The following is a 14,777-nucleotide window of genomic DNA, read 5'->3' as shown; positions in this document are numbered from 1 at the left end:
ATTGCCAAGCGGATTTAAGCTTGTTACCTAAGAATTCTGATATACTTGACCGAGTTCTCTCGCTACTTTCTTCCAAGTAAACTCTTTTACTACTCTAAATCTTCCATTTTTGCCCATTTCTAACCTTAATTGAGGGTTATCTACCAGATACTTTATTTTTTCTACTAAATCTTTGGTATTTTGAGGACTGACTAATAATCCCTCAACACCATCAGTAATTATTTCTTCTACTCCTTCACCTTTACAACCAACTACAGCTTTTCCTCTTGACATTGCCTCAATATAGACCACCCCAAAAGCCTCTTTCCAACTTGGTAGAACAAATATATCACAAGTGTCAAAATTCTTAACCATCTCTTCCCTGGTCTTATTACCTAAAAAGAAAATATTCTTTTCCATACCTAACTCTTTTACTTTTTGCTCTAGTTCAGTTCTTTGCGAACCCTCACCAATTATCTTATATTTTAAATAAGGATAATAATTTAGCAATTCCTTCATAGCTAAAATATTATAATTGATCCCTTTACGTGGAATTAACGTAGAAGCACTTAAAATAACAATTTCTTTTTGATTAGAACCAGAGTTATCTTGAAAATTATTTAAAAATAAATCTGAAACCCCATTATGTATTACCTGAAATTTCCCTTCTTGTATATCGGGAAAGTATTTTCTTTTTATACTCAATAGTTTATTACTTACTAATATAATTTTATTTGAATACATTAAAACTTGTTCAATTTTACTATGAAACTTAGACCCACGATGAACAGTATGTTCGAAGTCTAATCCATGTATGGTAGTAATTAATGGAACATTATATATTTTTGCTATTTGCATTGCAGCGGATCCATCAGGAAGAGCGGTATGGGCATGTATTAAATCAAATTTAAATTCTCCATAGATCTCTTTAATCAAACTTTTTATACCTTTAAACATTCGCTCACCAGATAAATGAAATCTTAAACTTTTTGGATATGCTATATATTTTGGATAATAGATTTCTACGTTATCTATTTTATCTTGATAGGGTACTGTTTCATATCGACTCCATTTACTAGATATAGTATTAAAAAAGACAGGGACATAAGGAACTGGAGAGACCACTTTTACTTCGTGCCCCTCATTTATTAATTCTCTTACTTGTTCATGTACAAAAACACCATTTATTTCAATTGCTGAGGATGGATACATATGAGATATAATTAAAATTTTCATTTATATGAACTCCTACTATCTATTTTTTAAATCCACTTATTCATCTTTTTTAGAGTAGCATTTTTTGCTTTTTAGTCCTCTTTCTAAAGGGGGGACGGTCCTAAATAAAGAAATTGCAATTAAAGTAAACCAAATATATTCGTACGTGTAGGCTCTAGAAAACCAAATACTAAACAAAACAAAACTATTGAAAACAAAAAGAAAATCAATAATAGGACTATCACTATGACTTAAAAATAGTTTTAAGATCTTAACGGTTGTTAAAACCATAATAATTAGTGATAACATGAATGGAATTATGCCATATGCGCCTAAGAAGGAAAACCAGTTATGAATATACGTTCCTGGCCCCAAATTATACACTTCTTCACCAAATGCCCCCGTTAGCCAGTGATGCTTTAGAAATTCAATTCCTTCAAGTAATAGATAGTTTCTAACTTCTAATGAATTATCAGCACCTCCATTAGAAATTAAGTTCCATAAACGGCTGTTAGTGATAAGAGTAATGTCAAAATAATTTAAGTAAATAAAAACAGATACTATAAACAATAAAATTATGATAAATATATTTTTAAGTACTTCTGTTTTTACAACTTTACTTTTATTGTTTTTAAAGAGTATAAAAGTTATATACATTATGATAGATAAACCAAAAAACACTGTTGATGTTCTAGATGCTAGAGCAAAAGAGGCTATAAGTGCAATAACAAACACAAATATTTTATTTCTGACTTTTTGTATTAAAGCAATTGTAAGAATTGCATATATTACGAACGAATCAGCTATATTAAGATAGTTAAACTCTGGCTCATAGTAAATCCTAAATCCAAAGACTCCTAGATAAGAATTGATTGATATCCCATAAAAGATAAAGAAAACATATAACCAGAAACCTATAAAAACAATACTTTTAATTGATTTTATTTTAATAATGTTATTTAATACATTTATGTTAAGACCTAAAAAGAACATAACGGAACTCATCAAAAAAGTATTTGTAAATATACGAAAATAATATTCTCTTATATATTCAGGGTGATGTTTAATAGACAATAAATATATTAATTGTATTAACAAGATTAATAGGAACAATAAAATTGTTAAAAAACTCAATTGGTTTATTTGGAATTTAAATTCACTCTTATTTCTTTTCATCAATGTAATTACATACAAAAACATCAAAATAATAGAAGTATAAAAAAATAGGTTATCTATACTTAATATTTCATAAAATCTAAGTAAAGGAATTATCGGACTAATAAATAAAGTTAAAAGGAAAAATAATATTATCCAAAGTGCTAAAAAGTATTCATTTCTTGTTTGTTCCAATATTAGTCCTCCTTTACGACAGTTGCTTTGCCTTTAAAAAGATTTGATACTTTTTTTGCCCTGTGTTCCCAAAACCCACCTTTATTTACAAATGAATCTACACTTTCGCTGTATTTAGGATAATTAGTTATAAGGTATTGTATTCCCTTTATAAATGAATCTATGTTCTCAGACTTTGAAACCCCTAAATTATTTTCTGTCACATATTTACGTAACACAGTACAATCAGTTGTTAAAATGGGCAATCGATAAGATAAATATTCAAAAAGCTTAACTGGTACTGCAAAATCATTATAAACATCTCTTAAAATTGGAATTACACCAAAGTCAGCCTTTATATATTCATTTTCTAATTGCTGCCCATTTAAGTGTTTTATTACTAACCAGTCATTATTTATATAACTTTGAAACAAATTAAAATTGCTTTCATATTCATTCTTTCTACATATAAGAAGTAAATTCACCTTTATACCTTGTTCGTTTACTTTTTTGAATGATTCTAATAATAATTCAGTACCATATCTTTTACTTACACCTCCTACATATATTGCTGTAGGTATTCTTTTTACTATTGATTCCGTTTGTATTGTTTGAAATGACCTTTTATCAGCGGCAGGAGGCAAAGCAACTTTTGGTTGCCTAAAAGTAAAATGATTCCCCATTTCTTCACTCGGAAAAAACATGACATCACTTACAGATTTAAAAAACATAAGATCTAACCTATATCTTAATTTCAACTCATAATTTTTAATACCCCTATAAACGAAACTATCATAAAACTTCCAGTAAGCATCTCTATAAAAAATTCCTATAGGGATTTTTCTCTTTCTAATATAGTTAATTACTTTATAATCAATCAAAGGTTGAGTTGGATAAGAACTTGGCTCTATATAACAAAAATCGAATTTTTCATTTTTCTTTTTAAGTTTTTTATACCCTAGCTCTTTTTCTTCTTTATTTCCAGATATTAAAAATACATCATATCCAATACTCTTAAAGGCTTGATACATTTTCTGAGGACGAACACGCGATCCACTAGATCCTTCAGAAAAGTCATATGTGACAAACATTATCATACTTTTCATGCCCAGCATCCTTCCAATTATTGCTTATGTCTTCTGCTAGTAAAATAACAAATGAAAAACATTATTACATAATTTACACTTAAAAGGAAAACGTATAGTTTCAAAAAGGAATAAAAATCCAAACCTAGGATTTTTGATAATGCTAAAGAACCAATTGTTAGGCACACTAAAGAAATTTGCCATAATAATACGATTTTTTGTTTTTCATATAAATTAAGAACATTACTTAATGGATTAACAACAAACCTGAAAAATAACAGTAAAACTAATATTTTTGTTATCTCACCAGCCGGTTGCCACTTGGTCCCAAAGGCGAAAGTAATAATATCCTCTATAGAAAAAAATAAAACGCTATACAATGGAAAAGCTATTATAATTAATTTTTTTAATGTTGACATAAAGGATTTTTCAACAGTATTTCTCTCTTTCAATTCTTTCGATGCTTCATTTAAAAAGACTTGGCTAATAGCACTCCCTATAACTCTCATTGGTGTAATGACAATCCTCTGGCTTAGAGAATAAAATCCCAATAATGTAGCAGAATAGAAAATAGGAATAATAAAGCTCATTAACTGTATAGAAGCATTATTGAATATAGAAGAAGGAACTCCATATTTTGGATAGTCAGAATATTTTTTGGCTAATATTTTTAACTCTGCAATACTTATATTTTTAAATTCTTTAGTATTTGATTTATAAACATTACTAAATAACTTTATATTACCCATGAAATTTGTAACAGAACTTCCTATAATTAGACCGCCTACACCTAAGTGTGTTAAACCTAATACTACTTGAGATAATGAGCCTGACAAAGTTTGGTATATTCTACTCTTAGATATTACTTTGAATATTCCCACTCTAGTAGCCAAATAATTCAAAGAGTTATAGATTCCCATAAAGAGTAATGTTAAAGGTACTAAATATAACCAATTTCCTAGATCAGTAATATTTAATAACTTCAAAAGATGGTTCTTAAAAATGATTAAGAAAACAAACAATATTACCGAAATAATAATTGTACTTATAATAGAGAGAACAGTTATATTTATGGCATCCTGTTCCTTTTTTGGAACTAATATTGCTAACTCGTATCTCAAAGTAACAACCGTAGCCAACATTGTAACTATAGATGTAAAAACGGCAAATAATCCATATTCTTCAGGTGTATATAGTCTGGTTAAAATTAACGAAGCGAGAACAGGTATAGCTTGCGCTGTACCCGTTCCTACTAATAATGTGAAGATATTCTTATTTGATTTATTCTTAAATACTCTTTTAAATATTTCCATGACTTAGAATCTTACAACGAATATAACTTACCTTTTTGTTCAGAATTATAACCAGATTTTTTCACAACGTTACGGGTATCATATATAACTCTTGCAGAATTAGTAATTAACTTATAATCAAATTTACTATGATCAGTCGCTATCAAGACTAGATCAGCTGCTTCCAACATGTCGATAGATAATTCTTGATGGGGAAATTTAATGTCGCTCTTATATTTAAATTGTTTAACAAATGGATCTACCACATTCCATTCTGCACCTGCATCCTCTAATCTTTCTAATATAGGCATAACCGGAGACTCACGATAATCATCTATATCTTTCTTATATGCAACCCCCAGTACTAAAATGTTAGAGCCATTTAGCGCCTTACCTTCCTTGTTTAGTATCTCCATAATTCTATTAATAACATAACTTGGCATCTCATTATTAATTTCCCCAGCAGTTTCTATTAATTTAGTATGATAATTATACTCCCGTGCTTTCCAAGTCAAATACCACGGATCAATAGGAATACAATGTCCTCCTAAACCCGGGCCTGGATAGAACGGCATAAACCCGTAAGGTTTAGTTGCTGCCGCATCTATTACTTCCCAAACATTAATCCCCATTTTATTACATAAGACAGCCATTTCATTTGCTAATCCAATGTTAATATTACGGAAAGTGTTTTCTAGGATTTTTTCCATTTCTGCAACTGCTGGACTTGACGCTTCATGTATATCACTTTCCAATACTTTGCGATACATTGTTGCTGCGACGTTGGTACAGTTTGCAGTTACCCCCCCCACTACTTTTGGTGTGTTTTTTGTTTTAAATTGTTTGTTACCTGGATCAACACGTTCCGGGGAATAAGCTAAGAAAAAGTCTTTTCCACATTTCAAACCACTTTTTTCAAGAATTGGCTTAAGTAACTCTTCAGTTGTTCCAGGATACGTTGTGCTCTCAAGAACAACCAGCATACCTTCATGTAAGTATGTAGAAATTTCAGATGCGGAACTTTCTACATAAGAGGTATTAGGTTGCTTGTATATATCTAAAGGTGTAGGAACACAAATTGCAACTGCATCTACCTCGCTAATCAGTGAGTAATCTGTTGTAGCTTTTAATCTTTTCTTTGTTACTAGTTCTTGCAACTCCTCATCAACAACATCACCAATGTAATTAATTCCTTTGTTAACTTCTTCGACTCTCGAAACTTGTACATCAAAGCCAATTACATTATAACCAGCCTTAGCTTTCTCAACTGCTAGTGGTAAACCAACGTATCCTAGTCCTACAACACCGATAACAGCATTTTTATTATTAAGTCTTTCTATTAATCTTTCCGCAAGCTCGTTTTCCCCTGCCTTAGTTGTTAACATATTTATTCTCCTTTGTTAGTTGAATTGGTTTATTTTTATCAGCAGACTCATAAAAACCCAAGACAAGTTTAAGTGCCTCTTTTCCGTCTTCACCGGTTACAGAAGGTATTCTATCTTCCTTAATTGCATTCACCATATCTTCAATAATCCATTGGTGTCCTGGTATCCCCCACGGGTCTTTATTGATGGATTTTTTTATCTCTTTTATCTCTTCTTCTGATTTTCCTTCTACTAGAAGATGCTCAAAATAAAGAGCGTTAGCTCCTCCTATTTTCACCGTTCCCTTTTCCCCAAAAATTGTTATCGACTCCTCAAAGTTTTTAGGATAAACAGTTGTCGAAGCTTCTACTGTTCCTAGGACGCCGGATTCAAACCCTATTACGCCAATGGAAACATCTTCCGCCTCAATATTTCGTAATCTAGTAGCTTCCATGCTAAATACTTGTTCAGGTTTTCCCACGAACCACAAAAGTAAATCAAGATTATGAATTGCTTGGTTCATTAATACACCACCATCATATTCTTTTGTCCCACGCCATGGTGCTTGATCATAATATTCTTGGTTTCTATTCCAATTCACTTTTGCGTTTACATGGCTAATTTTACCTAGTAATCCTTGATCTAAAAATTTCCTTAACTCTTGAACTACTGGTCTAAAACGATTAGGATGAACAACAGCCAACTTTACATCATTCAATTTACAAGCATCAATTATCCTTTCAGTGTCCTCTAAATTCATAGCGATGGGTTTTTCAACAATAATATGTTTCTTAGCTTCTGCTAACTGTACTGCAATAGAAGCATGCAATCCACTTGGTGTACAAATACAAACAACATCAATTTCTTCACTTCCAAGCATTTCTTCAAGCCTTGTATAACCCTTTATTTTATATTCATCGACATAGTATTTCATTGCAGTTGAATCTTTATCACATACAGAAACCAAATTTGCTTCTCCTATTTTTTCAATAGCTTTTGCATGCTTTCTTGCAATAAAACCACATCCCACAATAGCAAAATTCATTGTATAATCACTTCTTTCTTTTAAACATATATTCCTTAATTACACTGCACACTTCTTCGACTTCTTCTTCTTTTAGGTATGGATGCATTGGAAGCGATAGCACTGTATCACAAAGTTCATTTGTTACTCTGAAGTCCTCTTCCTTATGAATTTGATTAGAAAATGCTTGTTGTCGGTGCATAGGTTTTACATAATATATCATACTCGGTATGTCGTTTTCTCTCAATTTTTCTTGAAGTCCATCTCTTTCCTCTTTAGATTCCAATTTGATAGTGTACTGTGCAAAGCTAGAATAATAACCCTCGGGGATATATGGAGTTTGCACTATATTTTTTAAAATTTTTGTGTAAAGCTGATAAGCCTTATTCACTCCATCTAATTCATGCTCTTTAAAGGCCTTCAACTTAATTTGTAATATAGCAGCTTGAATCGAATCCAGTCTCGAATTAACACCAATTCTAACATTGTCATACTTATTGTACCCTTTGCCATGGACTTTGTAAGAATTTAATAATTCAGCCGTTTTATCATCATTTGTAAATATAGCTCCCCCGTCACCATAGCAACCTAAAGGTTTTGCAGGGAAGAAGGATGTAGTAGCAGCATCGCCAAAACTGCAAGCCATTTTACCATTTATATTCCCCCCAAATCCTTGAGCACCATCCTCTAAAACGAGCAAATTATAGTGGTTTGCTATATTCTCAATTTGATTATAGTTTGCAGGAAGGCCAAATAAATCAACTGGGATGACTGCTCTTGGTTTTAATATTCCTTCAGAACTCACTTTTTCAATAGCTCGTATTAACTTTTCAGGATCAAGATTAAAGGTTTTCTCATCAACATCTACAAATACCGGGGTGGCTCCGTTAAAGGATACTACCTCTCCAGTGGAAAAAAATGTGAAATCGGGTACAAAAACGGCATCTCCTTCTTTTATGCCCCAAGCCATCAAAACAAGAGATAACGCATCTGTTCCATTAGCACATGAAATGCAATGCTTTACACCTACATACTCAGCTAAACGTTGTTCTAATTCTCTTACTTGCTTTCCCCCTATGAACTGTGAACTTATTAAAACTTCTTGAATGGCAGAATCAATTTCTGATTTATTCTGCTTATATTGGGTTTTCAAATCCCTAAACTGCATTCCCACATCTCTCCTAGTTGTATTCTTCTATTAACTTTCCTTCCTGGTGTAGCTTATATGAACGTCCGCATTCTTTACATTTGTAATCATCCTTAAGGGGTACGCCACACTCACAAGTCCATCCTATTTGCTTCGCGGGCACTCCTGCCATTAAGGCATAATCTGGAACATCCTTAGTAATCACTGCACCCGATGCAATCATTGCCCAACGACCAATGGTATTTCCGCAAACTACTGTGGCATTTGCCCCAATAGATGCACCGTATTTAACCAAAGTCTTTTTATAGGCTGTACTCCCTTTAGGATATTTACTTCGAGGAGTTAAATCGTTCGTAAATACCATGGATGGGCCACAAAAGACGCAGTCCTCTATCTCTACCCCTTCATACACTGATACGTTGTTCTGGATTTTAACATCGTTTCCGATTTTAACGTTATTGGAGATATTAACATTCTGCCCTATTGAACATTTTTTTCCGATTATTGCACCAGTTTGAATATGACTAAAATGCCATACTTTTGACCCTTCTCCAATTCTTACATTATTATCAACATAACTACTCTCATGGATATAATAATTCATCCAAATATCACCTTTACTGTTAAATTTTCATCACAATACCACTACTTTATAGTATCTTTTCTAGGTGTGTTGTTAACATCCTGAAGTCATATTCTTTTGCTAAATTATATGCATTGTTGCAATATAAATCATACTCACTCTTTGTCATATTAGAAAATCTAATTATTTCATTTGCTAACTGTTCCGCACTCCCATTATCCACAACAATGCCGCTCTTATGCTTTTTTATAAGGTCGTATCCAAATTCACAATCAGATAATATTGGTTTTCCACTTGCAAAGTACTCAAACATTTTATTCAAGCTAGCACCATACTTTTTTAAACTGTTTTGTTCAAAATGAAAAATGTTTAAGTTGGATTTACTTAAGATGTACGGAATCTTGTTCTTTTCCACAAATCCTTTAAATTTAATATTTCTGAGATTTTTTTTGTCGCAGTATGTCTCAAGTTCTTCTTTTTGGATTCCGTCACCATAGATTAAAAATCTTATTTTATTATTCCCCGTATCTGAAATAACCTTTGCTATATTAACTATCTTTTTGACATTGTTCGCTTTTCCAATAGAACCAGTATATATAACCTTAAAGGTTTCTTTGCAGTTTAAGTCATCATCATTTATAATATTTCTTTCTTTATTTTCCTTAAATGTCTTTAAATCTACTCCATTATTGACATGAAAAACTTTGTTTAAATCTATTGGTCCCCCACTATCTAAATCCCATTTTTTATTTTTTATATAGTCTATTCCTCCTTCCATTGTAAATATAATTTTATCTGCTTTTTTATAAATCCATTTTTCACCAAGATATAATAGTTTGGATGGTAAACTGTTTTTTTTAATAGAATCATATGCTACTAAAGTCTCAGGCCACAAATCTCTCACTTCACATATGCATGGAACCCTATATTTCTTCGCAATCTTTATACCTGCTACCATTGTAAGAGGATGAACACTTGAAGCCAAAATAATGTCAGGTGTTCCATGTTGTTTTGAATACTCTTTTGCAACTGGAAAGAGATTTTTGTAAAAAGCAACCATATTCTTTATCCTTTGTTTGCCGTTACCTTTATATTTTGGTGTCTGGACAAAAACAAAGGGAACTTCGTTTGTTTTATCTGATATAAACTTATGATCGTTTGTACTTATAGTCTCGGCTGAATTATGAATCGTTGTTGCACAAAAAATTGTTGGGTTAAATCCATCTTTTATCAGATTCTCACAAAACCAATAATGCCTACCAGCTTGGTCTTTGTACATTTTTGTAGCATAATGATTAAAAATCCAAATGTTCTTCTTCATAACTTACACTCTCCTAGCTGGAACACCTACATAAGTCCCAGACTCATTTATATCACTAACAACAACAGTTCCTGCCCCTATTTTGCACCCCCTAGTGATGCTTACGTTATTACTAACTGCACAACCGACCCCTAGCCAAGAACCTTGTCCAACTTTAACCGTTCCAGCTAAATGCACTCCCGGTGATATATGAGCAAAATCTCCAATACAGTTATCATGGTCTATTGTAGAACCTGTGTTAATTATGCAACCTTCACCAATTTTAGTACAACAGTTGACTACAGCGCCTGCCATCACAACTGTACCCGTTCCTAACTCCACATGGTCTCCAACGACTGAGTTGGGATGTATGAGTACGGGAATACTAGCCCCTAACGCTTCGAGTTTCCTGTGTACCTTATTTCTAGCAGCATTATTACCAATACCAACAAAAAATTCATATTCATTTAAGTGTTCCGTCACCTTTTCAAATGTTCCAATAACCTCTAAGCCCATTGATGTCTTGAGGTTTTCATCATCATCTAAGAAAACAACCTTATGCCATTTATCCATTTTCAATGCAATGTCTGCTACCACTTTCCCATGTCCACTAGCACCTATGATTAAAAGCTTGTCTTTCATAGATCTATTCTTTCCTTCTTGCTTCCCTTAAAGGGTTCCATAGTAGCTACATTCTCTGAATTAATACCTTCTCTAACTAGCGTCTTTTTAATTGTAAGGAGAATGATTTTCCAATCCAAAGCAAAACTCAAATTATCAACATATTTTACATCTAAATTAAACTTATCTTCCCAACTAATCGCATTTCTACCACTAATCTGTGCTAAACCGGATAGCCCTGGTCTTACTTCATGACGTCGTTTTTGATGACTGTTATACAATGGTAAATACTGCACCAATAATGGTCTAGGGCCAATAATGGACATATTACCCTTCAAAATATTAAAAAGCTCCGGCAGTTCATCAAGAGATGTAGATCGTAACAATTTACCAAACCTCGTCAACCTAGCGTTATCAGGAAGAAGATTTCCATTTTTATCTCTCTCATCCGTCATCGTCCTAAACTTATACATCATAAAAACTTCTTCATTTAACCCAGGTCGTTTCTGCTTAAAAAGCACAGGGCTGCCTAACTTCGTCCTGACAAGTATAGCAACTATAAAAAATACCGGACTAAGAACAATAATAGCTATTAAAGAAAGAATAAAGTCCATCGGTCTTTTTACAAACCTTCTATAATTACCGCCTTTGAAATTCTTCATTATTCTAACCACAACCCTTTAATAATTTTAACGACTCTTTCTATATCATTATCCGACATCTTCGTATCAGACGGCAGACATACACCTTTCTCAAATAAATTCACCGAAACGTCCGCACCTACAAAATCATATTTCTTAAAGAAAGGCTGCATATGCATCGGCTTCCAAACTGGTCTAGATTCAATGTTCTCTTTTTCAAGAGCATCCATTATGTCTATAGGTCTTACCTTGCCTGTTAAAATTATCGAGCTTAACCAATAATTCGGTTCATCCCATTCATTACTTGGCATAAATTCAACACCTTCAAGTTCTCCAAGTTCTCTTTTATAGAACTCAAAAATATATCTCTTCTTTTCAACTCTCTGATCCAACACCTTAAGCTGACCTCTACCAATTCCTGCTACAACGTTACTCATTCGATAATTAAACCCTAATTCGCTATGTTGATAATGCCTTGCTTGATCCCTGGATTGAGTCGCCCAGAATCTAGCTTTTGAAATTCGTTCTTCATTATTAGAAACAAGCATCCCACCACCAGAAGTGGTGATAATCTTATTTCCATTAAAAGAGAAGATGCCATAGTCACCGAAAGTTCCTGTATGTTTACCTTTATAGTAAGTACCTAAAGACTCCGCTGCATCCTCTATAACTGCCACATTTCGTTTCTTACAAACGCTCATTATCTTATCCATGTCAGCAGACAGGCCATACAAGTGAACAACGATGACTGCCTTTACTTCTGGGTACTTCTCAAAAGCCTCTTCCAATGCCCTTGGACTCATATTCCAGGTTTCATAATCACTATCGATAAAAACAGGAATAGCATTTTGATAGATAATTGGATTTGCAGTTGCAGAGAAGGTAAGTGTTGGACAAAATACAACATCACCTTCTTCAACTCCTGCAGCTTTAAGAGCCAGGTGAATAGCAGCTGTCCCGGAGGATAGTGCAGCAGCCGCTTTAGAACCAACCTTATCAGCTAGTTCTTTTTCGAATCCATTTACGTTTTCACCAAGGGGGGAAATCCAGTTTGTATCAAAAGCTTCCTTTATATAATCCATCTCGTATCCCTCTTCACTCATATGTGGCGAAGAGAGGAAAATTCTTTCTTTTACTCCAGTAGAACTCATTTTGTAACTTCCTTCCGTAATAAGTAGAATTTAGTAGCCTAGGACTTCACCGCAATCTAACTTTATTCCGATTAACTACTAACCCACTAAACCCTAATTTGATGTTTATTTTATCGAAATAAGGGTAATTACCCTTATTTCGATAATGATATTTTATAACTTGTTATTTAACTAAGGGTAAGAAGATTTTGGATTAATATCATCAGGATTCCTTCACAACAACATCTCGCTCCCCATAAACAATCCCCATTAAAGCGTCCTTCAATTCTACCGTGTTGTATTCCTGCAATTTATAGATTAAGTCAAGCACCACATCCAAATGGACTTCCTTTGTACGCCCAACGTAAATCTTCTCATAAACTGCTCCTGGATGTACTTCCTTCTCATCCAATAGTTCCTCGTACATTTTTTCTCCTGGCCTGATTCCGGAAAATTTGATAGGCATTTCTTCCTCAGTGTATCCGGATAGCTTAATTAGGTTTCTTGCCAAATCGACAATTTTAATCGGCTCACCCATATCCAACACAAAAATTTCTCCGCCCTGAGCCAGAGTCCCAGCTTGTATCACCAATCGGGAAGCCTCTGGTATCGTCATGAAGTAACGAGTCATATCCGGATGGGTAACCGTAACAGGTCCGCCTGCTTCAATTTGTTTTTTAAACAGCGGGATCACGCTTCCCCGGCTTCCCAAAACATTCCCAAACCTCACAGCCACAAACTTCGTATTGCTCCTCTGAGCCATATCTTGGACAACCATTTCTGCAAGTCGTTTCGTCGCCCCCATAACATTAGTTGGTTTTACTGCTTTGTCTGTCGAAACGAGCACAAACGTATTGACCCCAAATGTATCCGCAGCTTCTGATACATTTCTCGTACCGACTACATTGTTTTTCACCGCTTCGTGCGGATTATACTCCATTAACGGAACATGTTTGTGGGCTGCAGCATGATAAATTATCGCCGGGCTGTGTTCTTCCACAATCTCGAAAATTCGTTTGCGATCCTGGACATCGCCGATCACCGGTACGATTTCCGTTTCGGAATCACTGTAAATATTTCTCAACTCCATGTCGATGGTATAAATGCTGAACTCACCGTGTCCGACTAGTACAATTTTTTTCGGCAAAAATTTCATCAACTGTCGGCAAATTTCCGAGCCGATTGAACCACCGGCACCGGTCACCATCACCGTGTTCCCAGTTACATTTTCAGTGATCGTGTTAATATCAAGTTCTACCGTATCACGCCCAAGAACGTCCTCGACCTCGACGTTTTTCAACGTGTTAACCGAGACCTTCCCTGACATAAGATCTTCTATTTTAGGCAGCATTTGAACTTTTACATTTGTCACGTTGCATTTGGATACAATTTCATTTAGCTCCCCATTTTTCAACGAAGGAATCGCAATGACAATATGTTCGATGCCAAATCGATCCACAATTTCTGGGATATCTTGTACCGTACCCTCGACTGGCAAATTATACAGCTGCATTTTTTGCTTGGACAAGTCATCGTCCACAAAAGCAACCGGACTTAATTCAGCGTTGTTTTGTTCATTTTTCAATTGGCGGGCGATCATCGCTCCGGCTGCTCCGGCCCCCACTATCAAGGTTCTCTTTTGTCCGGAGTTGACCGATATAAACCGGTCACGGAAAATCCGCCAGATAAACCGTGATCCGCCGATAAAGATGATATGAAGCATCCATGTAACAATGAGTGCACGCTTGTACAAATCAAAATCATTTACGAAAAACTGAAGAACAGTTGTAGCCAGGATCGAAAGCGTGACTGCTTTGACGATGGCAACCAATTCGCCGACGCTGGCGTATGCCCAGACTTTGTTGTATAACTTATAAATAAATGCGAATAAATGATGAAACAAAACAAGGGCTACCGCACTGACCATAATCGCATCTGCATGATAGACAGAGCTTGTATACGGATACGCAATCCAGGCTGCGATAAATATCGCCGTGCCTACAATCAACGTATCAAGCATGATTAACAGTGCCAATCTGTTTCGGTAGGTCATCTAACTTTTTCCTC

At 34.3% G+C, this 14,777-nt stretch carries 13 protein-coding genes; all 13 read right to left on the bottom strand.

All coding sequences use genetic code 11. The annotated features are described in order from the left end of the window. Positions 1–27 precede the first annotated feature (27 nt). Complete coding sequence (locus tag BLR82_RS13585; protein ID WP_074599992.1) at positions 28–1,215, bottom strand: glycosyltransferase; 1,188 nt, start codon at positions 1,213–1,215, stop codon at positions 28–30. A 36-nt stretch (positions 1,216–1,251) separates the two neighbouring features. Then, on the bottom strand, positions 1,252–2,544 hold the full coding sequence (locus tag BLR82_RS13580; RefSeq protein WP_074599991.1) for a hypothetical protein: 1,293 nt from the start codon (positions 2,542–2,544) through the stop codon (positions 1,252–1,254). Positions 2,545–2,546: 2 nt separating this feature from the next. Then, on the bottom strand, positions 2,547–3,629 hold the full coding sequence (locus BLR82_RS13575) for a glycosyltransferase (protein WP_074599990.1): 1,083 nt from the start codon (positions 3,627–3,629) through the stop codon (positions 2,547–2,549). 17 nt (positions 3,630–3,646) lie between these two features. Beyond that, positions 3,647–4,921 carry an oligosaccharide flippase family protein gene (locus BLR82_RS13570; RefSeq protein ID WP_074599989.1) on the bottom strand — a complete coding sequence of 425 codons (1,275 nt, stop codon included), beginning with the start codon at positions 4,919–4,921 and terminating at the stop codon, positions 3,647–3,649. Positions 4,922–4,932: 11 nt separating this feature from the next. Then, the gene (locus tag BLR82_RS13565; RefSeq protein ID WP_074599988.1) at positions 4,933–6,285 is read right to left on the bottom strand and encodes a nucleotide sugar dehydrogenase; all 1,353 of its coding nucleotides are present in this window, start codon (positions 6,283–6,285) and stop codon (positions 4,933–4,935) included. Continuing rightward, complete coding sequence (locus tag BLR82_RS13560) at positions 6,272–7,309, bottom strand: Gfo/Idh/MocA family protein (RefSeq protein ID WP_074599987.1); 1,038 nt, start codon at positions 7,307–7,309, stop codon at positions 6,272–6,274. Before BLR82_RS13560 ends, BLR82_RS13565 begins: the two co-directional genes overlap by 14 nt. A 7-nt stretch (positions 7,310–7,316) precedes the next feature. Further along, the gene (locus tag BLR82_RS13555; RefSeq protein WP_074599986.1) at positions 7,317–8,456 is read right to left on the bottom strand and encodes a DegT/DnrJ/EryC1/StrS family aminotransferase; all 1,140 of its coding nucleotides are present in this window, start codon (positions 8,454–8,456) and stop codon (positions 7,317–7,319) included. A gap of 13 nt (positions 8,457–8,469) precedes the next feature. Continuing rightward, positions 8,470–9,039: an acyltransferase gene (locus BLR82_RS13550; protein ID WP_074599985.1), complete on the bottom strand. Its 570-nt coding sequence runs from the start codon at positions 9,037–9,039 to the stop codon at positions 8,470–8,472. A gap of 46 nt (positions 9,040–9,085) precedes the next feature. After that, on the bottom strand, positions 9,086–10,339 hold the full coding sequence (locus BLR82_RS13545; RefSeq protein ID WP_074599984.1) for a glycosyltransferase family 4 protein: 1,254 nt from the start codon (positions 10,337–10,339) through the stop codon (positions 9,086–9,088). Between the two features lie 3 nt (positions 10,340–10,342). Next, positions 10,343–10,960 carry an acetyltransferase gene (locus BLR82_RS13540; RefSeq protein WP_074599983.1) on the bottom strand — a complete coding sequence of 206 codons (618 nt, stop codon included), beginning with the start codon at positions 10,958–10,960 and terminating at the stop codon, positions 10,343–10,345. After that, the gene (locus BLR82_RS13535; RefSeq protein WP_074599982.1) at positions 10,957–11,601 is read right to left on the bottom strand and encodes a sugar transferase; all 645 of its coding nucleotides are present in this window, start codon (positions 11,599–11,601) and stop codon (positions 10,957–10,959) included. Before BLR82_RS13535 ends, BLR82_RS13540 begins: the two co-directional genes overlap by 4 nt. Then, positions 11,601–12,731 carry a DegT/DnrJ/EryC1/StrS family aminotransferase gene (locus tag BLR82_RS13530; protein WP_074599981.1) on the bottom strand — a complete coding sequence of 377 codons (1,131 nt, stop codon included), beginning with the start codon at positions 12,729–12,731 and terminating at the stop codon, positions 11,601–11,603. Before BLR82_RS13530 ends, BLR82_RS13535 begins: the two co-directional genes overlap by 1 nt. 202 nt (positions 12,732–12,933) lie before the next feature. Beyond that, entirely contained in the window at positions 12,934–14,763 is a 1,830-nt protein-coding gene (locus BLR82_RS13525; protein WP_074599980.1) for a polysaccharide biosynthesis protein, read from the bottom strand. Positions 14,764–14,777 lie beyond the last annotated feature (14 nt).

It is taken from the genome of Sediminibacillus halophilus (genome assembly GCF_900103695.1).
Lineage (GTDB): Bacteria > Bacillota > Bacilli > Bacillales > Amphibacillaceae > Sediminibacillus > Sediminibacillus halophilus.
The sequence above is the reverse complement of the archived record's forward strand: the minus strand, read 5'-3'. Positions and strand labels throughout refer to the sequence as shown.

Coding starts and splice junctions, on each gene's coding strand:
- BLR82_RS13530 (WP_074599981.1), bottom strand. CDS start 12,731: ATGAGTTCTACTGGAGTAAAAGAAAGAATTTTCCTCTCTTCGCCACAT.
- BLR82_RS13575 (WP_074599990.1), bottom strand. CDS start 3,629: ATGAAAAGTATGATAATGTTTGTCACATATGACTTTTCTGAAGGATCT.
- BLR82_RS13570 (WP_074599989.1), bottom strand. CDS start 4,921: ATGGAAATATTTAAAAGAGTATTTAAGAATAAATCAAATAAGAATATC.
- BLR82_RS13525 (WP_074599980.1), bottom strand. CDS start 14,763: ATGACCTACCGAAACAGATTGGCACTGTTAATCATGCTTGATACGTTG.
- BLR82_RS13545 (WP_074599984.1), bottom strand. CDS start 10,339: ATGAAGAAGAACATTTGGATTTTTAATCATTATGCTACAAAAATGTAC.
- BLR82_RS13585 (WP_074599992.1), bottom strand. CDS start 1,215: ATGAAAATTTTAATTATATCTCATATGTATCCATCCTCAGCAATTGAA.
- BLR82_RS13565 (WP_074599988.1), bottom strand. CDS start 6,285: ATGTTAACAACTAAGGCAGGGGAAAACGAGCTTGCGGAAAGATTAATA.
- BLR82_RS13555 (WP_074599986.1), bottom strand. CDS start 8,456: ATGCAGTTTAGGGATTTGAAAACCCAATATAAGCAGAATAAATCAGAA.
- BLR82_RS13535 (WP_074599982.1), bottom strand. CDS start 11,601: ATGAAGAATTTCAAAGGCGGTAATTATAGAAGGTTTGTAAAAAGACCG.
- BLR82_RS13550 (WP_074599985.1), bottom strand. CDS start 9,039: ATGAATTATTATATCCATGAGAGTAGTTATGTTGATAATAATGTAAGA.
- BLR82_RS13560 (WP_074599987.1), bottom strand. CDS start 7,309: ATGAATTTTGCTATTGTGGGATGTGGTTTTATTGCAAGAAAGCATGCA.
- BLR82_RS13540 (WP_074599983.1), bottom strand. CDS start 10,960: ATGAAAGACAAGCTTTTAATCATAGGTGCTAGTGGACATGGGAAAGTG.